Genomic DNA, 24773 nt, shown 5'->3' with positions numbered 1-24773 from the left:
CTGTGCCAAATAACTACAAGTAGTTATTCGTATTGGTCACTCAGTTCATTGAAGCCCAAGTGTTTCCGAAGAAACTGTTTTTACCAAGGTAAAAACATTTTGGATTTTCATCAACGAGTGCCCACACAGATTGATAGGTTTAAATTGTTAAAGAGCGTTGCTTATCGAAGTCTTCTTCTCTAAGCGGACGGCCATTCTATCGATTTAAGTTTCAGTGTCAAACACTTTTTGAAATTTAATTCTTTCTGACTTTCCGTCTAACTGATTACTGCTGAAGCCTTGTGGCGTCTGCCGTCTCAGTGGTTGCGCATTATAGACAGACCCAACAAAGACGCAAGGGTTTTTCGTTAATAATTTAAAAATAAGACTCTTTTGGCTATTAATGCATCAAGCCATCAAAAAAGAGAGCTTAAAGCTCTCTTTTTAATTACATTTCACTAACTTTTTATATGAAAGCGTAGGCATCCGCGTACATGTGATCGCTTTTCGCTTCTTTATTCTGAGTAAATTGATCTCTAGCTGCACCAGCCATTTCAAAACGACCCGCTATATAGATATCGTATTCTGCTAAAGAATCAAAATCTTCATTAATCGCTTGAAGTACATTGCCAGCTTTACCAGTCCACTCTTTATCCGCGTCTTCAATGACAGGAATAAAGTGTATGTTGCTGTGAGTTGCTGCAATCTGTGCAATTTCTTCTTTTGCATACAACTGATCGCTGCTTTTCGCTCCCCAATACAAATAGATAGGTGAAGCTTTATCAATACTCACGCAATGATCAAGAATAGAGCGCACGTAGCTAAAGCCCGTTCCGCCAGCAATCAGTAATAGTGGGCGTACACTTTCCTCTTTGATCCATGCAGTTCCGTGTGGAGCATCGATGTTAATAGAAGAGTCGTTATCCAATGCTTTAGTCATCAACTCGACAACTTCTATTGCATACGCATTATGTTCAGCTGCGCCAATATGAAGTTCTAGCTCACCTTGATGTCGGCAAGGGCTACTAGCAATAGAGAAAGGACGCTTATCACTTTCTCCCATTTCAACCATTAAGTATTGACCAGCTTTAAAAGAGACTGGAGTTTCAGGGTGCAACAGAATTTGGTATGTGTTGCATGCTAATGGCTTAATGGATTTTACTTTACATTTAATGGTCATGGTCTTCCTCTTACTTACTCGGAATAAGTAAGTACTAAATTACTTTCCGCAAAGGCTTGGCAAGGAAATATCCAACCTTGAATCTGCTCATTCTCTGTAAGCATAGGTTCAAGGTGATAACTTACTTCGCCAGTTAACTTTTTACACATGCACATTGCACACGCACCTACTTGGCAACGATTTGGAAGACTTATGTTATTGCTGAGCGCTGCTTCCAAAACAGTCTGTTTTTCTTGTACTTCAAATGTGATGTCATTTGGCAGTACGGTGACGAAATAGCTCATAGAATGGCTAGTTCATCCCAAACCTTATCGATTCTTTCGACAAGCTGTGGATCTTTTTTGATAGGGACACCCCATTCACGGCGAACCTCTTGCTGACATTTATTCGTCGCGTCTAACCCCATTATGGATTGTTTCGTCCCATCAGGTTCCTCATTTATGATAGAAAGCGAGTCACGTGATGGATCCATGCGTGTTGTCACAGCCCAGATAACATCATTCCAATCGGTAACGTCAACATCCTCATCGCAAACAACGACGAACTTTATCCGCATCTTTGTATTCAATACCGCTATAGCACTTTTTATCAATAAAGGAGCCTGCCCCGCTCTCTCTTTATTAATAGCAATAATAGCCATGCCGTTCGGACGAGTACCTTGAGGCAGGTAAACATCAATAATTTCGTTATGCTCTACTTTTAACTGTGCCACAAGAGAATCTACATCACTCTGAGGTATTGGCGATAACTCTTCGTCAAGATAGGCACATCCTGACAGCTCCATTTCAGCTGACCATTTCTTGGTGGCATCTAATCCCATTTTAGAGCCAAGGCCGGCAACGGGTGATGCAAAGTCGAGTGAATCAATTGGCGTACTTTCAATCATAGTCGTATCGTACGATGGATCCATATTCAAAGTCATCGCATCACTAACCTGCTGCCAATCTCTCGCGTTGACATCTTCGTCACACACAATAACAAACTTGGTGTACATAAATTGACGTAAGAACGACCATACTCCCATCATCACGCGCTTCGAATGCCCTGGATACTGTTTCTTCATCGTAACAACGGCCATACGATACGAGCAACCTTCCGGAGGAAGATAGAAGTCTTCGATCTCTGGAAACTGCTTTTGAAGTATAGGAACAAAAACCTCATTTAGGGCTACACCAAGTACCGCAGGTTCATCAGGTGGACGCCCAGTGTATGTGCTGTGATAAATCGGATCTTTTCGCATCGTTATATGCGTGATAGTAAATACGTGATGCTTCTCTTTTTCATTGTAGTAGCCGGTATGATCACCATACGGACCTTCATCAGCAAACTCATTTGGATCGATATACCCTTCGAGCACAATTTCAGCGCTCGCAGGAACGTCCAGTTCATTACTGATTGATTTTACAACTTCAGTTTTACTACCACGTAATAAACCGGCAAAGGCATATTCAGATAGTGAATCTGGAACAGGAGTCACCGCGCCTAAAATGGTCGCAGGATCAGCACCAAATGCTACGGATATCGGGAATGGTTCTCCTGGATTTGTTTCCATCCAGTCACGTAGATCTAATGCACCGCCTCGATGAGCAAGCCAGCGCATAATAATTTTATTTTTGCCAAGCTTCTGTTGACGATAGATCCCTAAATTTTGACGTTTCTTATTCGGACCTTTCGTTACCGTTAAACCCCAAGTCAGCAACGGTGCAACATCATCCTGCCAGCAACTCATCACCGGAACTTTATCAAGATCGACATCGTCACCCTGCCATACAATCTCTTGGCACGGCGCTTTTCGTAAACGCTTAACTGGCATATTAAGTACTTGCTTAAATACCGGTATTTTATCAATGGCGTCTTTAAAGCCTTTTGGTGGCTCTGGCTCTTTTAAATACGCCAGTAACTTACCCACTTCGCGTAATTCTTTGACTTCATTCCTACCCATACCAATGGCAACACGCTCTGCGGTACCAAATAAGTTGGTGAGCACTGGGATTTGATAACCAATGGGATTTTCAAACAGCAATGCGGGGCCGCCCGCTCGCAAAGTACGATCGCTGATTTCTGTCATCTCATAATGAGGGTCAACAGGGTGAGTAATGCGCTTTAACAACCCCTTGCTTTCAAGATGGTCGACGAAATCGCGTAAATCCTTAAAACTCATAGAACTTCTATCTATTGATTAAACTGCCAGCAGTATATCAAAAAAAGGATCTCTCGATCCTTCTTTCCTTTTAATAGGTACTTCGCTATCGATTAATGTGATAACACTTGTAAAATAGCTTTAGTATTCAATCCATTCTTACTATCCACTAGCTCTTCTAGCCAACCTCGATAGCCCTGCCTTTCTAGCTCAGACGCGACCAATGTGGCATCTTCCGCCACTCGCATTTTAGCCATTAAGAACTGTTTAACATCGTCGCTCATTGGCTTGATTTTAGTGAGAGCCGTCAACGCTTGTTCTTTTAACGCAGGGTTACTAGAAGCCATCATCACTTGTGAGATTGAAAAGCCATCGTCTAAATTCGCCAAGCGTACTAGCTCGGATTCACTCTGAAAATCAGCTCGCATTCGCCATAGTAATTGATAGACCTCAGGGCTTTTACTGGCTTTCGCTAACTGCACCATAACTCTAGATGAAGGAAGCCAACTGGTGATCGTTTGAGAGGTCAGTTGCTCCGTCAGTGCAAGGACGGCTTCTGGTGATAGGCTATTGAGTTCGCGAATAAGAAGTGATTCACGCGTTTTAAGTTGATAATCACTGCCGCTTAGCCATTGTTGCAAGTTTAGCTCTTTGCGTTCTGCGGTAAGTATAAACTCTAAGGTTGTTTGATCTTGCTGCCACTGTTTCAGTAATCGGCTTGCTGTCGCTGGGTAATTAAATGCAGGGACCACAAATTCATAACCATCTCCTCGTTCCAAAACCTGATATACAGGAACAAGCGCGACCTGACGTTCCAAGAACATCGCCATTTTAGGGCTCAATGCCCTCTTTTGTTTTTCAACAGCATCAAGTAAAACGAAACGAGCAACCTCTTGCTGAGGTAACGCTAAACGTTCTAGTGCAAATTTTAGAGAATCAAGCTCATCTTCATCTACATACTGCATGAGCTCGTTCACCTTGCGATGAATATGTTCGTCCTTCAGCCACTGCTTAACCGTTATGGGTTCCATCTGGGTTGCATTAACAACCACGGGCCTAAATAACAGCACTGAAAATAGGAGAACAGATAACAACAGTCCTTGTCGCATATTAACCTCCTTGTAACATTTCTAGCCATTGTGTCACTTTACAAAGAGAATGCAAACAAAAACGCCACCGAACAATCGGTGGCGTTTTTTACAAATCTATCGAATTATTTTTGACGACGCATTGCATCAAAGAATTCATTATTTGTCTTAGTCATTGCAAGCTTATCAATGAGGAATTCCATTGCATCGATTTCGCCCATTGGGTGAACAATCTTGCGCAGAATCCACATTTTTTGTAACTCATCTTTCTTCGTGAGAAGCTCTTCACGACGAGTACCTGAGCGGTTGAAGTCAATCGCTGGGAATACACGTTTTTCTGCAATTTTACGGTTAAGGTGCAGTTCCATGTTACCTGTACCTTTAAACTCTTCGTAGATAACTTCATCCATCTTAGAGCCCGTATCAACTAGAGCAGTTGCGATAATTGTTAAGCTACCACCCTCTTCCACGTTACGTGCTGCACCAAAGAAACGCTTTGGACGATGTAGTGCGTTAGCATCAACACCACCAGTAAGAACTTTACCAGATGATGGAACTACCGTGTTGTACGCACGTGCTAGACGAGTAATAGAATCAAGTAGGATAACTACATCTTTCTTATGCTCAACAAGACGCTTCGCTTTTTCGATAACCATCTCTGCAACTTGTACGTGACGAGACGCTGGCTCATCAAACGTTGAAGCGATGACTTCACCTTTAACTAGGCGTTGCATTTCAGTTACTTCTTCAGGACGCTCATCGATAAGCAGTACCATCAATTCACATTCAGGGTGATTACGAGCAACGCTTTGAGCGATGTTCTGTAGCAACATTGTTTTACCCGCTTTAGGCGGAGCAACAATAAGACCACGCTGACCTTTACCGATAGGAGAAGCGAGATCTAAAATTCGAGCTGTAATATCTTCTGTCGCACCGTTACCTGCTTCCATTACCATACGCTCGTTCGCGTGAAGTGGTGTTAGGTTCTCAAACAGGATTTTGTTACGTGCGTTATCAGGGCGATCGTGGTTAACCGTGCTGACTTTCAGTAGCGCGAAGTAACGTTCACCATCTTTAGGTGGGCGAATCTTTCCGGCAATTGAATCACCAGTACGCAAGTTGAAACGACGAATCTGGCTTGGTGATACGTAGATATCATCTGGACCAGCTAGGTATGAACAATCGGCGCTGCGTAGAAATCCAAAACCGTCTTGAAGTATTTCTAGAACCCCATCGCCAAAGATGTCTTCACCGCTTTTCGCGTGTGCTTTTAGGATGGAGAAGATAATGTCTTGTTTTCTTAAGCGAGCAAGGTTTTCTAAGCCAAGAGTTTCGCTAAGTTTTACAAGCTCAGACACGGGTCTGTTCTTCAGTTCTGTTAGATTCATTGTGGTTTGTTTAGTCAAAATAGGATCTGTTTTTTAAGTTAAGATGGATTTGGTCTCAGGAACGACCAAGAAGTGAACACTTGTATAATTTACGTGCAATAAATTATCACTAAATAGTAGCGTAGTCTAGATTTTGTTGCCTATCAAAAACAAAACCGTGCATTTTTTGATTCTGCACGGTCTTTTTCAATGTTGCTTTATAAGTTAGCGTCTAAAAACTCTTTTAATTGAGTTTTTGATAGTGCGCCAACCTTAGTTGCTGCGACTGCGCCATCTTTAAATAATAGTAAGGTTGGGATTCCACGAATACCAAACTTTGGCGGAATGCCAGCATTTTGGTCGATATTTAATTTACCGATAGTGAGCTTGCCTTCGTATTCCGTTGCGATTTCATCAAGAATTGGGGCAATCATCTTACAAGGACCACACCATTCTGCCCAAAAATCCACAAGAACCGGGCCTGCAGCATTGATTACGTCGTTATCAAAACCATCATCTGTTAGCTGCAAAATCTTGTCACTCATCTTCCACTCCAATGTATTTTTCTCAACTGATTATACGATAACCAGTAAATAGATGCCCTATTGGAATGTATTTACTTTCGTATTGCAAGCTTAAGCTGATATTCTATAGTGATGAAAAAGACGCATATCACAGAGCAAAAGTTCGCCGACTTCGGATTAAAGCCGCAAGTCATTGAAGGATTGGACAAAAGTGGGTTCGAATTTTGTACCCCTATCCAAGCCTTGGCGTTGCCGGTACTGCTCACCGGCCAAGACATTGCAGGCCAGGCCCAAACGGGCACTGGTAAAACCTTAGCGTTTCTCACTGCTACTTTTAACCATCTACTTACTACGCCTGAACATGAAGGTCGCAAAGCTAACCAGCCTAGAGCGATCATTATGGCACCAACGCGTGAATTAGCGATCCAGATCTATAACGATGCTGCATCTCTAGTTGAAAGCACAGGTCTTAAGGCAGGTTTAGCTTACGGTGGCGAAAGCTACGATAAGCAAGTATCTAAGCTAGAAGCTGGCGTTGATATCCTTATCGGCACCACAGGTCGTATTATCGACTTCTACAAGCAGAAGGTATTTAACCTAAACCACATTCAAGCTGTTGTGCTTGATGAAGCGGATCGCATGTTCGATCTTGGCTTTATTAAAGACATCCGTTTCTTGTTTAGACGCATGCCTGCACCTAATGAACGTTTGAACATGCTATTTTCAGCAACGCTTTCATACCGCGTTCAAGAGTTAGCTTTCGAACACATGCACAACCCAGAGCATGTTGTGGTTGAACCAGAACGTAAAACTGGTCACCGCATTCAAGAAGAGCTGTTCTACCCTTCTAACGAACATAAAATGTCACTGCTTCAAACATTGATTGAAGAAGAGTGGCCTGATCGCGCAATCGTATTTGCTAATACCAAATATAAGTGTGATTCAGTTTGGGGACACCTTGCTGCTGATGGACACCGTGTAGGTCTACTAACTGGTGATGTTCCTCAGAAGAAACGCGAGAAAATTCTTGAGCAATTCACCAAAGGTGAAGTTGATATCCTAGTTGCTACTGACGTTGCTGCTCGTGGACTGCATATCCCTCAAGTAACACACGTATTCAACTTCGACTTGCCAGACGACTGTGAAGATTACGTTCACCGTATTGGCCGTACCGGCCGTGCTGGCGAAAGTGGCCACTCAATCAGCTTCGCTTGTGAAGATTACGCTATTAATCTTCCACCAATCGAAGAGTATATTGAGCACTCAATCCCAGTATCTGATTATGATTCATCAGCTCTGATTGAAGATCTGCCTGCGCCGATTCGCATGCGTACTCGCAATCCACAACAACGTCGTTCAAATAGTGGCGGCCCGCGCAATGGTAATCGTCGACCGCATAACCGTCGACCGCGTCAGCAACGTCCACAATAGATAGGGAATCTTAAGTCGACTATGAATCAATCAGTCTCACCGCCGTTTTACGCTGCCATCGACCTCGGGTCGAACAGTTTTCACATGCTCGTTGTGCGTCATATCAATGGCAGTGTTCAGACTATGGCCAAGATAAAACGCAAAGTTCGTTTAGCATCAGGGCTAGACGGTAACAACGCGTTAAGTCAGGAAGCCATGCAGCGTGGCTGGGATTGTTTGAGTTTATTTGCAGAGCGACTTCAAGATATTCCCAAAGAAAATATTCGCATTGTCGGTACCGCGACACTACGTACTGCGACCAATGTGGATATTTTCCTTCAAAAAGCTAACCAAATACTCGGTCATGACATTAATGTTATTTCAGGGGAACAAGAAGCAGCAATGATTTACCAAGGGGTAGCGCATACTTCCGGTGGCATTGGCCGTCGCTTAGTTGTTGATATTGGTGGTGCAAGTACCGAGCTTATCATTGGAAAGGGTTTTGACGCCAAAGCACTCACTAGCTTGAAAATGGGCTGTGTGACTTGGTTAGAAAAGCACTTTCAAGACCGTGAGTTAAGCCAAGAGAATTTTGACTCGGCAATTAACGCCGCGAAACAAACTATTGCTCCAATACTCGAGCAATATACTCAAATTGGTTGGGATGTGTGTGTTGGTGCGAGTGGCACTGTCCAAGCACTGCAAGAGATCATGCTTGCTCAAGGCATGGATGAAGTCATCACACTGGCCAAATTGAAGCGATTGCAAAAACAAGCAATGCTGACCGATCAATTAGAAGAGCTCGAAATAGAAGGGTTAACGCTAGAACGAGCACTGGTTTTCCCAAGTGGTCTATCTATCTTAATTGCCATCTTTGAGCTATTAGAAATAGAGTCGATGACGTTAGCTGGCGGTGCACTTCGTGAAGGCATGGCCTATGAAATGTCCCCAGAGCTTAGACAAAGTGATATTCGCTCGCGAACTATCGCAAGTGTGCAAAAACGCTATCAAATAGACAGCGCCTACGCACAGCAGGTTGCCGACACAGCAGCAGAGCTACTGACTCAATGTGATAACCAGCAGCCTGATAGTGAAAAGTGGATTCCTGAGCCACAGGGCGAATCATTACTGAATACCGCCTGTCAGTTACATGAAATTGGTTTAACCATCGATTTCAAACAAGCAGGAAAGCACAACGCTTATTTGCTTCAACAACTCGATCTTCCAGGTTATACACGGGCACAGAAGCATTGCCTTGCTGAAATTACTCGTCGTTATCGTGAACAACTCACAGCAATGCCAGAGCAACACGCAGTCAGCGCACTAAGTGGTCAGCGTATTTTACGCTTAGTTCGATTGTCAGTACTGCTCACACATCGACGTAATAGCGATAATCAGCCGAAAGTGGCGATTAACGCTAACGATAATGAGCTTGAACTCTCAATCTGTGGACAATGGTTGTTAGACAATCCACTCACTGCCGCGGAACTAGAGATTGAAGCGAGCCGCCAAAGTGATGCAGGTTGGTCATTAACCATCACCAGCCAATAAACAGCTATCATTACGCTGCTTGCTAAAAGATACATATAAAAAAGCCCAAGTAATTCACTTGGGCTTTTTTCTGTTCATTCGCCTTATATAAGCAAGGACTCTCGATTGAGCACTCTCCTTTTATTAGGCACTTACCTATTATTAGGCGCTACCGACCGCTTTAAAGTCTGGATTTACAGCCGTCAGTTTTTTAATCAGATAATTAAGTAGCACACCGTACATAGGCACAAACAAGCCAAGACTGATGATGAGCTTAAATCCGTAATCCACCAACGCGATCTCAACCCAGTGTTCCGCCATGAATGCATCAGGGCTCTGATAAAACGCAATAGCAAAGAAGGCTAACGTATCTAGCGCATTACCAAATAGCGTTGAACATGTTGGCGCAACCCACCACTGTTTTAACTGTCTTAAGCGATTAAAGACATGCACATCTAATATTTGTCCTAGCAGATAAGCCATAAAGCTAGCTGCTGCAATACGTGCCACAAACAGATTAAACTCGGTTAGCTGACCAAAACCTTGGAATTGCCCTTCAAAGAAAACCACCGACAGCAGATACGACACTACGAGCGCTGGCAGCATCACTAAGAAAATGATTCTACGCGCTAGTTGAGCACCAAACACTCGAACGGTTAAATCTGTTGCTAAGAAGATAAAGGGAAAAGTAAAAGCGCCCCAAGTGGTGTGCATACCAAATACAGTAAAGGGTAGCTGCACCAAATAGTTACTCGATGCGATAATGATCAGATGGAATAAGACCAAAAAAAAGAGGGCGTTGCGCTGCTGCGCAGAAGTAAAGTGATTCATGCGTGACCTTTTTAGTTTCGTTAGGGGGCGAGGGAACCCTAATCGAGCATCAGAATGACGTTTGTCCTCTGTGCCCTTACCAATGATAAAATAATTTTGCTCTATTGAGCGGCGAGCGATTATACATTAACCAACTGATGCTGCAAGCATAGCTATGTGGTTAAATAAAAAGCAAACGTTTAACCTTAAAATCCGTTACGAAATAGCTGACTAAGGTATTTGAGCTCTTCTTTTGCTTCACTAGGCGCGAAAGCTTCAATCCAGATGGATTCACTGTAGTGCTCTGCTTTAAGAAACAAATGACAATCTTCAAAATCAATCAACCATGAATGAATATCCGCATCACGCTGCTTCTCTAAAACGCTTGCAGACAACAGTGAAACAAGGCGTTCACCAAGCGCTGGAAAACTATCAAAATCAAAACTTGGGGCGGTGATTAAGATTCGCCCTTGGTCTTCCAAGTATGTCGCTAAGCCAAACTCTGTTTTCTTATCTTCCATGATCGTTACATTACCCATGAGTCGTTATATGTTCTTGAATGAGATCTAAAAAGGCATCCGCATACTTATCAAGTTTACGCTGCCCGACACCATTAACAGCCAGCATCTCACCGTATGATGTTGGTAGGATCTCAGCCATATCAATCAGAGTCGCGTCACTAAAGACAACGTAAGGTGGCAAGCTGTCTTCATCTGCAATGCTCTTACGCAGTTTACGGAGTTTCGCGAACAGTTTCTTGTCGTAGTTTTTACTTGATAGCTTATCGGATTTGGCGCTTCTTGCTGCGGTATCTAAACGAGGTACCGCCAGCTCTAGTTCCATTTCACCACGTAAGACTGGTCGCGCTTCTTCGGTGAGCTGCAAGGTCGAATTGCGAGTAATATTTTGCGATAACAAACCCTTATGGATCAGCTGACGAAACACACTCACCCAATAATCATGGCTATGATCTCGGCCTAAACCATATGTTGAGAGCTTGTCGTGACCGTTCTCTCTCACTCGAATATTTTGCATGCCACGCAGTACTTCTACAACATAGCCAATACCAAAACCTTGATTGACACGATAGACACAAGAGAGCGCTTTTTGTGCTTCTTTGGTCGCATCAAAATGCTTAGGAGGATCGACACAGACATCGCAATTGCCACACGGCTTTTCTCGGTACTCGCCAAAATAATTAAGCAGTACCTGACGACGACACGTTTGAGCTTCAGCAAAAGCGACCATTGCATTGAGCTTATGGGTTTCAACCTGCTTTTGCGGGCCATCGTTCTTTTCATCTAAGATGCGACGTAACCAACCGATATCTGCTGGGTCATAAAGCATCATCGCTTCCGCTGGTAACCCATCTCGACCTGCTCGGCCTGTTTCTTGGTAATACGATTCAATGTTACGTGGAATATCAAAGTGAACAACAAAACGCACATTGGGTTTGTTGATACCCATACCGAACGCCACCGTTGCAACGACAATCTGAATATCATCTCGCTGAAACGCTTCTTGTACATAAGCACGTTCATCAACGTCCATACCGGCGTGATAACCCGCTGCTCGAATATGATTGTTGCACAGTTTCTCTGTAACCATTTCTACTTTTTTACGACTGCCACAATAGATGATTCCGCACTGACCTTTGTTGGTCTGTACGTATCGAATAATCTGAGAAACTGGTTTATGTTTTTCAACTAGGTTGTAATGGATATTCGGTCTGTCGAAACTCCCCAGATAGTCATGGGGTTCAACTAGATTAAGACGTTGGATGATATCGCCACGCGTTGCATCATCAGCGGTGGCGGTCAGCGCCATAAAAGGCACATGAGGAAAATAAGTTTTAAGCTGCCCTATCGCGGCATATTCAGGGCGGAAATCATGCCCCCACTGAGAAATACAGTGTGCCTCATCAACCGCTATCATCGATAAATTGATGTTCTGCAGACGCTCGATAAAGTCCTGCATCAACACCCGCTCCGGTGAGACATACACCAATTTGATATCGCCGCTGTGCATTCGGTTATACACGCTAATCAGTGTCTCTCTCGACATAGTCGAGTTCACGCACTCAGCCGCAACTCCATCTGCCTTTAATTGGTCTACCTGATCTTTCATCAAAGAGATAAGCGGAGAAATAACTAAAGTAAGACCAGAATGAAGCAGAGCAGGCACTTGGTAACAGAGCGACTTGCCTCCGCCCGTTGGCATTATCACGACGCTATCTTGCCCCGTTAAGGCTGCTTCTATCACTTCTTGCTGACCTTCACGGAAACGTTGATAGCCAAACACATCTTCTAGAATAGTTTGTGGCGATGCTTCGGGTTGTTGTGCAAGCAAGGTGGAGGTCATTCAATATCTCAAATAAGGGTCGAATCAAGCCGCGAGTGTTGGGCTTTTGGCCCGCTATTGTAGAGGGGAACGCTGAGGAATTAAACTGCAATTTCGTTAGGCGATTTCATAACCGACTCGTATACTGCGGATCTTTCTTACCTCCTCTTTATTATTAAGCGATAGTTCATGACGATAGAAGACCAACAAAGAACGCGACAAGGAATTTTGTTTGCTATCGGTGCCTACACAATGTGGGGCATTGCGCCAATTTATTTTAAGTCACTTGATGGTGTGTCTGCCTTAGAAATACTTAGCCACCGTGTTATTTGGTCATTTTTCTTCCTAGCTGGATTATTGCAGGTTGGACGTCGCTGGCGTGACGTTCGTGATGTAATGAAATCCAAGCCTAAAATGGCGTACCTTCTCTCAACCTCCGTCGTCATCGGGCTCAACTGGCTTATCTTCATCTGGGCCGTGAATGAAAATCGCATGCTTGATGCGAGCTTAGGCTATTACATCAACCCGTTAATAAACGTATTACTTGGAATGATATTTCTTGGTGAGCGGCTACGCCATCTTCAGTGGTTTGCAGTGGCTTTAGCGGCGTGTGCTGTCATTGTTCAGTTAGTCGCGTTTGGCTCGGTACCCATTATTGCTATTACCCTAGCAATGAGCTTTGGCCTTTATGGGTTACTGCGTAAGAAGGTTGGTGTGGATGCTCAAACCGGTCTCTTTATAGAAACCTTAGTTCTATTACCCGTCGCCGCAATCTACCTGCTATTTATTGCAGACTCACCAACATCGAGTTTCAGCAATAATGAAACCAGCTTAAATATCTTACTGTTATTAGCCGGCGTTATTACTACCCTGCCACTGCTCTGTTTTACAGGAGCAGCAACTCGACTCAAACTCTCTACTTTAGGCTTTTTCCAGTACATCGGTCCTAGCTTGATGTTGCTACTCGCCGTTCTCATGTATGGCGAAGAGTTTACCCAAGATAAAACCGTAACCTTTGCCTTTATTTGGGGAGCACTGGTTGTCTTTACCTTTGATGCGTTCCGTAATAATAAAAAGAGAAAGCAAAAAGCATAAACAAACACTCAGAGCTTGGTACTAATACCAAGCTCTTCCCTCTTACCTTCAAATGGTCCTCTAACCTTTCACCCGATCTTTCAGCGTACATTTACCTAATTTAGCTTTTCATTTCATTCACGGAACCGATCGAACCTTTGTATTCATACAAACAAAGGGGGCTCAACATCAAACATTTTAATATGCAACAGCAGCCATTTCACTGTACTTCTTACACAGTCTCACACTGTTAGAAAACCTTCTACTTCCAACTGGCTTAGTTCCCTTCTCACTACTAATCGTTAATACATCCAAGAGCATAACGCAGGATAGCGTTATTCAATATTTGGATATCATTATTTTTGGCTAGAGGGAACAATATGGACAATTTAACTCACCAGCAGGCATCACGCTTTCTGGACTTGGCAACTATGGGCGTTCGCCAATCTGAACTCGATGCTTTCAAACTACTCGATGACCGTTCGGTGTGGATAAACGAACAGATCAATCAATCTTATATGAGCCATTTACCACAAGCTCAACATCAAGCAACGACAAGAAATAATGGCAACGTCAATCAAGAGTGCCGCGTTGGCGCTTGGTTTGATATTGCGCTTTGGGATACTGCCCAACTTCGTCAGAAAGTTGCTTTTGCATTGAGCCAAATATTTGTGGTGAGTGAAAAGGACGCCAATCTCGCAGGCGACGCAGAAGCGCTAGCGAACTATTACGATGTATTAGTTGATAATGCCTTTGGTAACTTCGAACAGCTATTACGCAGAGTAACCCTATCACCAGCGATGGGGCAATTCCTGACAATGAACGGCAATAAGCCTCAGGGCGTTACAGGCCAAGCACCGGATCAAAACTACGCCAGAGAAGTCATGCAATTGTTCACCATCGGTTTGTATGAACTCAATCTAGACGGTTCGCCGGAAACTAATCCTGATGGCACACTTATGGAGACATATGAGGACTACGATATTGAGAATATTGCTCGCATCTTCACTGGATGGGATCTCGATAACGGCGATACATTGGTACCTATGGTCGCCGACAATACGCTGCATGACACGGATGAAAAGTGGGTGTTCGGACACTATTATCCCCCGGGACAAACCGCTGAAGAGGATCTAACTCAGTTTATCAAGCAGCTCTCTGAACACAAAAATGTGGCACCGTTTATTTCAACGCTACTGATAAAGCGCCTTACGACCTCCAACCCAAGTACTGATTATGTCTATCGAGTAGCCTCTGAGTTTTCCAATACAGGTGGTGACTTACAAGCCGTGATTAAAGCAATCTACACGGACCCAGACACTCTGCTCACTAATAACACCAATATGGCAAAAGTACGCGAACCCATTTTAGCGATGACCTATCTATACCGAGCAATGGAAGCCTACCCAGGTGGCAATGGCGATATAGTTCACAACCCAATGAACTATAAAGAATCATTTAATCAATACCCATTGGGTGCCAATTCCGTTTTTAATTTTTACCAGCCGACACACATGCCCCAAGGTGCACTTACTGATCAGCAACTCACAGCTCCTGAACTTGAAATAATAGATTGGGGACAACTGATCAACATGAATAATATCTTCTATCGAACGTTAAAAGATTTTGGGCAAAATAGAGAAAACAGCAGTAACAAACAAGAGCTCTATGTGGCCCCTAGTGATCTTGAAAGCCTTGCTAATAGTGGCAATTTTGAGGAGCTACTGAATGCAGTAAATACGCGTGTTTTAAATGGTAATGCTTCGCCTGAAGTGATCAATCTATTAACCAAGGTTTATGACGGCCACAGTCAAAATAATAAATTCTATGCCGTCCATAAGATGTTATTCATCGCCTTTGTCTCACCTGATTTCATGGTACAGGAGTAAATTATGTCGATTACACGTAGAAGCTTTTTAAAAGGTGCATCTGGTACTGCTGTATCGGGAATGGTTCCGATTTCACTCTCTCTTTCTGCTAATAAAGCCTTTGCGAATGAGCAAGGCGATTATAAGTCGATGGTGTGCTTGTTCTTACATGGTGGCAGTGACTCTTTTAATATGATCATCCCAACGGATACGACTCAATATGATAAATATTCGCTCGCTCGGCCTGATATTGGTCTTGCCTCAGGGGAAAGTATTGCCATCCCGAACTCTGAAGCGGCTCAAGGTATTGGGATCAATACAGCAATGCCAAATATTGCAGAGATGATAAACCAAGGCAATGCGGCTGCACTGGTCAATATAGGCACATTAGTAGAGCCAACCACTAAGTCAAACTACCCAAATGTCAAAAAGCCGACCAGCCTAGGAGCCCATAACAAACAACAATTTGCATGGCAGTCAAGCTGGGGAGAAGGCGGATATCACTCCTATGGTTGGGCCGGCTTAATGATGGATGTCTTAGGCAGTGAATTGGCCGTGGTGTCAGACTCCTTATCGTTTGCCGGTAATGAACTACTCACGGGAGCCCAATCTAAAGATATATCTGTCTCATCTGATGGCATAAAAGCAATGGATGCGATTGCAGGGTCAGGATCGATAAACAACAACTTTATCAGACTCGTAGAAGCGCCTTATGGCTCTGATTTTAAAAAGGAGTATAACAATCGGTTAAAGGGCATCTTAGACTTTCAGGAAGAGTTACAAACAAAACTGGATCTTTACCCCGAAGATACGACGATTCCAAGCAGCTCGTTAGGTTCTCAATTAAGAATGGTGAGGCGAATGATGCAAGCTTCCACCGATCTTAACCACAATCGACAAGTCTTCTTTGTCAATCTCGGTGGGTTTGATAATCACAGCAATCAAAGAGGTCGTCATGATGGACTTCTCTCGACCATAGACGCCGCAGTTAGTGCTTTTCATGCTTCACTCGTCGAACTTGGACTGGAAGAAAAAGTCGTCACTTTTACCATGTCTGACTTTGGCCGAACGATAGAAAATAACAGTAAAAAAGGAACTGACCATGGTTGGGGAAGCAATCAGCTAGTTGTCGGAAAAGCAGTTAATGGGGGGGTTAGTTACGGACAAATGCCAGACTTTGTAAAAGATGGGCAAAATGCATGGGGGAATAAGTTTATTCCTGGGCAGTCTTCTGAACAATTAGGAGCAACCCTGTGTCGTTGGATGGGCCTCAGTGAAGAGGGTGTCGACGTTATCTTCCCGACACTTCATCCTAGCCATTCTAACGCCTTTGATAGCCGATACTTAGGCGTACTCGGTGACTATAAAGACCAAGGGCAAGAAACAGAGTTGCCTATTATGAACGTTAGCGCTACCGAAACTCGCGCTGATCATACCCCACATATGGCGGTTGACGGTGATCCATTAACCAAGTGGACCGCTAAAGGGACAGGCATTCAATACGTTATTGAGCTCGCCCAAACCGCGACTGTTTCGAAGCTTCTGTACTCTCAAGCTAAAGGCGATGTTAGACAGTACCTATTTGATCTTGAAATCAGTAATGACGGTGTGAATTATGAGCTTATAGAAAGCGTACTGACACCCGGAACAACAACTGGTTTAGTCGAACAAGCAATTGGTAGGTCAGCCATTAATTTCATTCGACTGACTTGTAATGGTAATAATGGCAGTGACAGCAAGTTAGTGCTTTGGAATAACTTCCAAGAACTTAAAGTACTCGGGCACTAACTGACCATTAAGTACAGCACGCTTCGTAAATAAACAAAGATACGATCTAAGCTTGGTGAGTTCGCTCATCAAGCTTTTTATTCCCATAACTTTGATTAGCTCTACTGCGTAAAAAGCCCGTAAGAAAATATCTGCACTGATCATTTTTTACAAGACAATCTACAAGTACAGATATAAGGTTGGGTCAATTGATGACCATTTAGCCAAGATTTTTGCACCATGGATAAAGTTCACTACTACTCAACACCCAACCAAGACATCAGCCTGATCCAAGCTCAATACCAAGAGTTTGCTTTTCAGCGCCACTATCATTTGGACTTTCACATAGGGTTAATCACTCAAGGTCAGCAAAAGTTTGCCTATAAAGGCACTAGCTATCACGCTGGATCTGGGCAAGTAGTGATCATGCCGCCCGATGAACTTCATGACGGACGCTCTACTCTAAAATCTGGCTATCAAGTAAATGTGTTCTCTGTATCCCCTCAATGGCTTCAAGACCTTGCCGACCCTAAAACAATCAATCACAGCTTAAGCTTTTCAGAGTTAATCCTCTCCGATAAAGAAACGTTTTCACAATTGCATCGCCTGCATGAGTTGCTAATCAATCAACACGTTAGTCAGCTTGCTAAAGATTGTCTACCTTTTGAAGGCCTATCGACCATCGTCGACCGCTATGCGCAAAGTGTATCGAAGAGCAAACTTCAGCTAGGTAATCAATCCGTCCATACTCTCAAAGAGTATTTAATGGCAAACCTAGATCAACCAGTACGACTCGAACAGCTATCTGAATTGTGCGACCTCAGCACCAACCAATTTCAGCGCCACTTTAAAAATAAGATGGGCATGACTCCTTATGCTTGGCTCAGTCGTCTTCGCATGGAACAAAGCATGCGATTAATTAAGTCTGGCGTGTGCGGAACTGAGGTTGCCCATCAAGTAGGATTCTACGACCAAGCCCACTTCTCTAAAGCATTTAAGGCTGCATTCTGTATTTCCCCATCAAAAATTAACTGAGTGTTAATAATTTACAATCACGCACTATAAAACCGAGATAAGCTTCGTTCATCAACACAATCAAGCAGAACGCCCAAGTTATTGGAACCATTATGAATGAAGTCACAATCTTAGCCACGCTAGCCAGCGTCCATTTAATTGCTCTAATGAGCCCGGGGCCCGACTTTGCATTAGTCGTCCAAAATGCGACACGATATGGAAGACAAACAGGTCTCTACATCGCGCTCGGCCTTTCATTAGGGATATTACTTCACTCTATTTTAAGCCTCACAGGCATCAGCTATTTGGTTCACCAGCAGCCCATGCTTTTTGCGGTACTTCAACTTGCAGGCGGTAGTTACCTTTTCTATTTAGGCTTTGGTGCTCTATCCGCATCTTGGCAACACTTTAGATCATCAAAGAGTTCGTCTACAGAGCCGGAGCCACGTAAAGAAAAAGATACCTTTGTCTTAGCTAATAAGCGCCAAGCTCTAAGCCGAGGGTTCACAACCAACATTCTCAACCCAAAAGCATTAGTCTTTTTTATTAGCTTGATGTCGAGCTTAGTACCCGCGGAAATGTCACTCTCTGGTAAATCAGTCGCACTGCTAATACTTTGGGGATTGTCTCTAGCTTGGTTCTCATTGCTTGCTTGGCTGCTATCCACCAGCAAACTGCAAAAGAGTGTACAGAGTCTCGCTATTTACATTGATACCCTTTGTGGAGTGATCTTCATCACGCTCGGAATCTCCATTCTATATCAGTCAATAACTATGCTTTTATAGTGAATTAAAATTCACGTTAATTTTAGGGGCGATCACCTTACTTGCTTGTAAGAGATCTCTCACAAGCAGGTGAGCTAATATCGTTTTCTACCCTAGAGATAAACACCAAAAACAACATAAGCCATTGTTTTTAATCCATTCGTATAATTTACACTCTATATATCATTGAGAAAATCACTGATCGTGGCGTTGATGATAAACAGAGAAAGCGTAATATTAACCCTGTCGGAAGGATTCTGACACGGAACAGGATACTCCAAGGACTAGGTTATCTTCAGGATGAAGATTCGATTATTCAGGATGAGTAGTCGGCAAGGAAAGCGAAATGGACATTGAATGGACGCAATAGTAACTAGGATGGTTACTACTAAGGAAAGACAATGGACACCTCTGGATGAGGCAAGGACTGAACATCAGGATGATGTAAAGGACACCGCTCAAGGAATAAGTGAAGCGCGCTAACGAGGATTGTTGGCAGACCAGGATAAGGTCAAGGACACCGCTAGGATGGCGATGAAAAGGAATATGCTGACGGATTACAGCACACTATCAAGGATTTGATGCATGGAGCACTTTTAGTAGCCGGATTGCTGCGAGTAAGACTATAGACCCCGATGAGCGTAAGCTCTCGGGGTTTTTCTTTTTTTCTGCGTATTAGAATCTGAAGCGTTGTTAACAGCTTTCGCTCACTCCATTACATAGGTTCCCTATGCTCAGGAGCTTCGCTTATCTGTTGCCTAGCTACAGCTCCAACTACTTTGAAAATACGTCAGCTTAATTCTACATTTGTTCTAGCTTGGCGTAAGCCGTGACTAACCACTTAATGCCTTCGCCATTGAACGCTACTTGAACTCGGCTTTGTGGACCACTGCCTTCAAAGTTAATGATCGTGCCTTCACCAAATTTCGGATGCTTAACGCGAGCCCCTAAACTAAAACCAGTCTCATTAAAGGTCTCTTTCACAACCGCTTGGCTAAATCGACCTGCACTGGTTGGCCTGCTCACTTGCGCTTTCATACGCACTTCATCTAAGCAGGTTTCTGGCAACTCTTTAATAAAACGAGACGGCTTATGGTATTTGTCCTGCCCGTATAAACGTCGCATCTCAGCATAGGTAATGTAAAGCTTCTCCATCGCACGTGTCATGCCTACATAACATAGGCGACGCTCTTCTTCTAAACGCCCCGCTTCTTCCGCAGACATTTGACTTGGGAACATGCCTTCTTCGACACCTACCATAAAGACCATTGGGAACTCTAAGCCTTTGGCACTGTGGAGCGTCATTAGCTGCACTGCATCATCAAACTCATCAGCCTGGCCTTCACCTGATTCCAACGCTGCGTGAGTTAAAAACGCAGTAAGCAGAGTCATCTCATCCGCTTCTTCTGGCTTTTCAAACTGACGCGTTGCTGTGACCAATTCTTCCAAGTTCTCAATACGTGCTTTGGATTTTTCACCTTTCTCTTGCTCGTACATTGCAAACAGACCAGACGATTTAATCACGTGGTCAGTCTGCTCGTGCAGCGGCATGTCCATGGTATCATCTTCAAGAGCGACAATAAGTTCAACAAAACGGCTTAATGCACTGGCTGCTCGCCCTGCGAGTACTTTCTCATCAAGCAGAGCAACACAGGTTTCCCACATAGTCGCACCGCGATCGCGGGCCGCAAATCGAATCGTCTCTAGTGTCTTATCACCAATACCACGTGTTGGCGTATTCACAACTCGTTCAAAAGCCGCATCGTTATTACGATTGGAGATCAAGCGAAGATAGCTCAATGCATCTCTAATTTCCTGACGTTCGAAGAATCGCATACCGCCATAGATACGGTACGGAAGACCAGCTTGAATCAACGCCTCTTCCAGTACACGTGATTGAGCGTTATTACGATACAGCATCGCCGTATCTTCTAATGCTCCGCCTTTCTCTTGCCACTCTTTGATTTTACTCACGGTAAAACGTGCTTCATCAAGTTCGTTATAAGCCGAGTAGACAGAGATCGGTTCGCCTTCGACACCATCGGTCCATAGCTCTTTACCCATACGCTCAGTATTGTTTGAAATCAGCGTATTAGAGGCTTCTAGAATGGTTTTCGTTGATCGGTAATTCTGTTCAAGACGAACAGTATTCACGCTCGGAAACTCGTGTGTAAACTTTTCAAGGTTCTCAATTTTTGCGCCACGCCAGCCATAGATAGATTGGTCATCATCACCAACAATCATCACATGGCTATCAGGGCCTGCCATCATTCGTAGCCAAGCGTATTGGATATTGTTGGTATCTTGAAACTCATCGACCAGAATATGTTTGAATCGAGCTTGATAGTGCTCTCGGATAAACTTGTTATCACGCAGCAATTCATGCGCTCGAAGCAGTATCTCAGCAAAGTCCACCAACCCTGCACGGTCACACGCTTCTTGATACGCTGAGTAAATTTGCAGGTACGTTTTAGCAATTGGATCATGGTAGGCGTCAACGTGATTAGGTCTTAAACCTTCATCTTTCTTACCGTTAATCCACCACGACGCTTGCTTCGCAGGCCACTGTTTTTCATCTAGATTCTGCGCTTTAATCAAACGACGCAGCAAGCGAAGTTGATCGTCTGAATCAATGATTTGAAAATCTTCAGGGAGCTTTGCATCTAAGTAATGAGCACGCAAAATTCGGTGACAGATGCCATGGAAAGTACCATTCCACATACCTGATGAACTGCCCATCATTAACTCTTCAATACGACCACGCATTTCCGCGGCAGCCTTATTGGTAAAAGTCACCGACATAATCGAAAACGGAGACGCTTGCTCTACCGACATCAACCACGCAATGCGGTGTACTAGCACTCGTGTTTTACCACTGCCTGCACCGGCAAGAATAAGAAGGTTTTCTAGCGGAGCGGCGACCGCTTCACGCTGTTTGTCATTAAGGCCATCAACTAATAAGGAAGGGTCCATCACACTACGCTACTGGTTATTTATACATAAAAAGAGATTATAACCTAAACAGCTGCGACAGATGAGACAAAAATCAACAATTTAGCTGTTTGTTTTTTACACTACAAATCAAAGAGATACATAAAAATTAAAAATAACTTACCGATAAACCATAAATATTTTGAAAGTTTTTTCGTGAATTTCCTATCCTCTAATTTAAGCAAGTCATACAGCTTGCGACCCCAAACTAAGAATTTAAGTCGAGGAAATAACAATGAAAAAATCAAATCTTGCTGTTACTGCTGCTGTTACAGGTCTTATCGCTCTAGGTGGAACAATGTTGACTGCTGCTCCTGCTGTCGCAGCTGAAAAAGAGAAATGCTACGGCGTTTCAAAAGCGGGTAAAAATGATTGCGCGACAAAAACAGGCTCATGTGCGGGTACTGCAAAAATGGATAATCAAAAAGATGCCTTCGTTGTTGTACCTAAAGGTGTATGTGGAAAACTCTCTGGTGGTAGCACTGAGTCAGCATAAGACTCGAGCTGTATAAGTCAGTGTTGCTAGGTCTATTTGCTCAACAGATAGACCTAGCAATAGTTAATTTATCAAGCAAGACCATCAGACAACTAAAAGTAGGAAGGGATTCATTTTGACAACCTATCATGATCACATTGGTGTTGGATTGAGAAGCCCCCACGTTGACTACTTTCAATCTCAAAAACCATCATTAAACTGGTTAGAGATCCACAGTGAAAACTATTTCCAACCAAATTCGGCCTCTCGCCAGAGCCTACGCAACCTTACCAACGACTATAAAATCAGTTGTCATGGTATAGGCTTGTCGCTTGGTAGCGTTGAGAGAGTCAATGCTAAACACCTAGATAATCTCAAACGGCTTGTCGATGAAGTTAAGCCATTTATGGTCTCTGAGCATTTAAGCTGGAGCGAGAACGGCGGCCACCATTTTAATGACCTGCTACCACTGCCATACACAGAAGAAGCATTGGCTGTTTTTTGTCGAAACGTCCTAGAAGTTCAAGATACCCTTCAACGACCCCTTCTAATTGAGAACCCTTCGAGCTATCTGAAATTTAATCACTCCACCATCTCTGAGTGGGACTTTCTCACTGAAGTACAAAAACGAACTGATTGTCGATTACTGCTCGATCTCAACAACGTCTACGTTTCTGCCTTTAATCATGGCTTTGATTGCCAGACCTATTTAAACGCTATTAATGCAGATGTCGTTGATGAAATTCATCTGGCTGGATTTACCGTTAAACAGTTAGAGAAAGATGAGATTTGGATTGATACCCACAGCCAGCCCGTGAGTGATGAAGTTTGGGTTCTCTATAAACAATGGATAGCCAAACATGGTAGCCGTCATACATTAATTGAGTGGGATCTTGATCTCCCCTATCCTGAAGTTTTACTTAACGAAGCCGATAAAGCGAACCACATCCTTTTATCAAGCCTTGCTCAATTGGAGGCTTCATGAACACCTCGTTGGCACACGTACAACAACAATTTGCTAAAGCCCTGCACTATGAGGCTACAGGTGAAGAGTGCCAAGTTGTCAGTGATCACTTTAGCGCTGATGAACGTATGCAGATATATAGAAACAACTTTATTATCGGTTTAAGTGAGGTGCTTGAGGCCACCTACCCTATGGTTGATAAATTGGTTGGGGAAGAGTGTTTCTCTCAGCTAGCACGGCAACATGTACTCACACATCCACTAAAAAATGGCGATGTAACCTACTATGGAGAGGGCTTCGATGAAGCTATTGAACAGTTTCCTGCTGTCGTTGAAGCAGCGCCCTATCTGACCGAAGTCGCTCGCTTTGAATGGAGTCTAGACAAGGCTCAGCAAATCTTTTCACAAGAGAAAAATTCAACAGACGTACAACCTCTTGCAAACCTAGCCCTATTATCGAGTGATGAGCATAGTCTGCTTCAATTTCATCTTGCACCAAGCGTGAAACCTTTCTCGTCAAACTACGCTCTCTTTTCCTTGAGCTTAGCAATGCAAACAGAACAATTTGACGCCTTAAATATCAATAGCCCCGAAGTAGGAGTCATCCATTGTCACCCCAATGGAGCACCTTACAACACACGCCTTAGTTGTGAGCAACATCAGCTACTAATGAACTTGCACGAAAAAGCCACGTTATCAGAAATTGATGAGTCGTTACTGACTCACCTAGAACACCTGATTCAGCTAAATTTGGTGGTGGGCTTCACTATTGCCAGCCCCAAGGAGGAACACCATGAGTAATCAACTAACTAGCATAATTGAGCGATACGATGAAATTATCGCCAAGCTACAAAGCCTATTCATCCCTGTTTTCTTACTCTTTTTGCGCTTATGGGTTGCTTGGGTCTTTTTCAATTCAGGGCTCGTCAAGATCGCATCTTGGGAAAGTACATTGTATCTCTTTGAGTATGAGTATGTGGTGCCGGTATTACCGTGGGAGTTAGCTGCCTATATGGGAACCGCTGCCGAACTGATTCTGCCGGTATTTTTGGCGTTAGGGTTATTGACCAGACCAATGGCAGCAGTATTGTTTGTGTTTAATATTACCGCTGTGATCTCGTATCCACTGCTATGGGAACGTGGTTTCTTTGATCACCAATTGTGGGGGCTGATGATTCTGGTCGTAGTCGTTTGGGGGGCGGGTCCACTCTCTGTCGACAAGTGGTTGAAGCAGAAAGTGAGCACTTAGTTCTTCGTTCGTAAAAGGAGACTACTCTTCATCACTTAAATCGTCTTTCACAGAGTTGACTGCATCTCGTGATGCATGGCCTATCGCTTTGGTGGTGTCTCGAGTCGCATGGCCAATTGCAGTGCCCGCTTCTTTCAGTTCTGCACAACCACTCGTGCCTAAGATTATTAGCCCAGTTAAAATTACCACTACTGATTTCATTATCAATTTATCTCCTTGAAATTAATATACTCATTATAA

General features: G+C 43.6%; 22 protein-coding genes. 11 read left to right on the top strand and 11 right to left on the bottom strand.

Annotated features, from left to right (window positions below):
- Positions 1-445 precede the first annotated feature (445 nt).
- The 6 genes from fre to trxA form a co-directional block, all read right to left on the bottom strand.
- Positions 446-1159, bottom strand: a complete 714-nt coding sequence (gene fre / locus L4C54_RS22035) for an NAD(P)H-flavin reductase (protein WP_428809811.1) — start codon at positions 1157-1159, stop codon at positions 446-448.
- A 14-nt stretch (positions 1160-1173) separates the two neighbouring features.
- Positions 1174-1443, bottom strand: coding sequence for a 2Fe-2S iron-sulfur cluster-binding protein (locus L4C54_RS22030; protein WP_428809810.1), 270 nt, complete (start codon positions 1441-1443; stop codon positions 1174-1176).
- Complete coding sequence (gene ubiD / locus L4C54_RS22025; RefSeq protein ID WP_428809809.1) at positions 1440-3320, bottom strand: 4-hydroxy-3-polyprenylbenzoate decarboxylase; 1881 nt, start codon at positions 3318-3320, stop codon at positions 1440-1442. Before ubiD ends, L4C54_RS22030 begins: the two co-directional genes overlap by 4 nt.
- A 92-nt stretch (positions 3321-3412) precedes the next feature.
- On the bottom strand, positions 3413-4408 hold the full coding sequence (locus L4C54_RS22020; protein ID WP_428809808.1) for a hypothetical protein: 996 nt from the start codon (positions 4406-4408) through the stop codon (positions 3413-3415).
- 104 nt (positions 4409-4512) lie between these two features.
- Positions 4513-5775: a transcription termination factor Rho gene (gene rho, locus L4C54_RS22015; RefSeq protein ID WP_428809807.1), complete on the bottom strand. Its 1263-nt coding sequence runs from the start codon at positions 5773-5775 to the stop codon at positions 4513-4515.
- Positions 5776-5972: 197 nt separating this feature from the next.
- Positions 5973-6299, bottom strand: a complete 327-nt coding sequence (gene trxA / locus L4C54_RS22010; RefSeq protein ID WP_017036005.1) for a thioredoxin TrxA — start codon at positions 6297-6299, stop codon at positions 5973-5975.
- Between the two features lie 111 nt (positions 6300-6410).
- Between trxA and rhlB the strand changes: the two genes are divergently transcribed.
- Both rhlB and gppA read left to right on the top strand, forming a co-directional pair.
- Positions 6411-7709, top strand: a complete 1299-nt coding sequence (gene rhlB, locus L4C54_RS22005; protein ID WP_428803666.1) for an ATP-dependent RNA helicase RhlB — start codon at positions 6411-6413, stop codon at positions 7707-7709.
- A 21-nt stretch (positions 7710-7730) separates the two neighbouring features.
- Positions 7731-9239 carry a guanosine-5'-triphosphate,3'-diphosphate diphosphatase gene (gene gppA, locus L4C54_RS22000; protein ID WP_428809806.1) on the top strand — a complete coding sequence of 503 codons (1509 nt, stop codon included), beginning with the start codon at positions 7731-7733 and terminating at the stop codon, positions 9237-9239.
- Positions 9240-9380: 141 nt separating this feature from the next.
- Here gppA and L4C54_RS21995 read toward each other — a convergent pair whose 3' ends face one another.
- The 3 genes from L4C54_RS21995 to recQ all read right to left on the bottom strand — a co-directional run bounded on the left by L4C54_RS21995 (position 9381) and on the right by recQ (position 12389).
- A complete protein-coding gene (locus L4C54_RS21995; protein ID WP_428803668.1) occupies positions 9381-10049 on the bottom strand; it encodes a 7-cyano-7-deazaguanine/7-aminomethyl-7-deazaguanine transporter in 669 nt (222 codons plus the stop codon).
- A gap of 185 nt (positions 10050-10234) precedes the next feature.
- Positions 10235-10549, bottom strand: a complete 315-nt coding sequence (locus tag L4C54_RS21990) for a DUF3630 family protein (protein ID WP_428809805.1) — start codon at positions 10547-10549, stop codon at positions 10235-10237.
- Positions 10550-10559: 10 nt separating this feature from the next.
- A complete protein-coding gene (gene recQ / locus L4C54_RS21985) occupies positions 10560-12389 on the bottom strand; it encodes an ATP-dependent DNA helicase RecQ (protein WP_428803670.1) in 1830 nt (609 codons plus the stop codon).
- 168 nt (positions 12390-12557) lie between these two features.
- Between recQ and rarD the strand changes: the two genes are divergently transcribed.
- The 5 genes from rarD (at position 12558) to L4C54_RS21960 (ending at position 18876) form a co-directional block, all read left to right on the top strand.
- Entirely contained in the window at positions 12558-13463 is a 906-nt protein-coding gene (gene rarD / locus L4C54_RS21980) for an EamA family transporter RarD (protein WP_428803671.1), read from the top strand.
- A gap of 359 nt (positions 13464-13822) precedes the next feature.
- A complete protein-coding gene (locus L4C54_RS21975) occupies positions 13823-15331 on the top strand; it encodes a DUF1800 family protein (protein ID WP_428809804.1) in 1509 nt (502 codons plus the stop codon).
- A gap of 3 nt (positions 15332-15334) precedes the next feature.
- Positions 15335-17098 (top strand): DUF1501 domain-containing protein, encoded by a 1764-nt coding sequence (locus tag L4C54_RS21970; protein ID WP_428809803.1) that lies wholly within the window; start codon positions 15335-15337, stop codon positions 17096-17098.
- A gap of 219 nt (positions 17099-17317) precedes the next feature.
- Complete coding sequence (locus L4C54_RS21965; RefSeq protein WP_428803674.1) at positions 17318-18112, top strand: helix-turn-helix domain-containing protein; 795 nt, start codon at positions 17318-17320, stop codon at positions 18110-18112.
- Between the two features lie 92 nt (positions 18113-18204).
- Positions 18205-18876 carry a LysE family translocator gene (locus tag L4C54_RS21960; RefSeq protein WP_428809802.1) on the top strand — a complete coding sequence of 224 codons (672 nt, stop codon included), beginning with the start codon at positions 18205-18207 and terminating at the stop codon, positions 18874-18876.
- A gap of 780 nt (positions 18877-19656) precedes the next feature.
- Here the strand turns inward: L4C54_RS21960 and uvrD are convergent.
- Entirely contained in the window at positions 19657-21831 is a 2175-nt protein-coding gene (gene uvrD / locus L4C54_RS21955; protein WP_428803676.1) for a DNA helicase II, read from the bottom strand.
- A gap of 250 nt (positions 21832-22081) precedes the next feature.
- On the opposite strand from uvrD, the gene L4C54_RS21950 reads away from it, so the two are divergent.
- The 4 genes from L4C54_RS21950 (at position 22082) to L4C54_RS21935 (ending at position 24533) form a co-directional block, all read left to right on the top strand.
- A complete protein-coding gene (locus tag L4C54_RS21950) occupies positions 22082-22342 on the top strand; it encodes a BufA1 family periplasmic bufferin-type metallophore (protein WP_428803677.1) in 261 nt (86 codons plus the stop codon).
- 115 nt (positions 22343-22457) lie between these two features.
- Positions 22458-23306, top strand: a complete 849-nt coding sequence (gene bufB / locus L4C54_RS21945; protein ID WP_428809801.1) for an MNIO family bufferin maturase — start codon at positions 22458-22460, stop codon at positions 23304-23306.
- Positions 23303-24085, top strand: a complete 783-nt coding sequence (locus L4C54_RS21940) for an HvfC/BufC N-terminal domain-containing protein (protein ID WP_428809800.1) — start codon at positions 23303-23305, stop codon at positions 24083-24085. Before bufB ends, L4C54_RS21940 begins: the two co-directional genes overlap by 4 nt.
- Positions 24078-24533 carry a DoxX family protein gene (locus L4C54_RS21935; RefSeq protein ID WP_428809799.1) on the top strand — a complete coding sequence of 152 codons (456 nt, stop codon included), beginning with the start codon at positions 24078-24080 and terminating at the stop codon, positions 24531-24533. Before L4C54_RS21940 ends, L4C54_RS21935 begins: the two co-directional genes overlap by 8 nt.
- A 21-nt stretch (positions 24534-24554) precedes the next feature.
- Here the strand turns inward: L4C54_RS21935 and L4C54_RS21930 are convergent, their stop codons facing one another.
- Positions 24555-24734: a hypothetical protein gene (locus L4C54_RS21930; RefSeq protein ID WP_428803681.1), complete on the bottom strand. Its 180-nt coding sequence runs from the start codon at positions 24732-24734 to the stop codon at positions 24555-24557.
- Between the last annotated feature and the right edge of the window lie 39 nt (positions 24735-24773).

The organism is Vibrio lamellibrachiae, from assembly GCF_050337265.1.
Taxonomy (GTDB): domain Bacteria; phylum Pseudomonadota; class Gammaproteobacteria; order Enterobacterales; family Vibrionaceae; genus Vibrio; species Vibrio kyushuensis.
The sequence above is the reverse complement of the archived record's forward strand: the minus strand, read 5'-3'. Positions and strand labels throughout refer to the sequence as shown.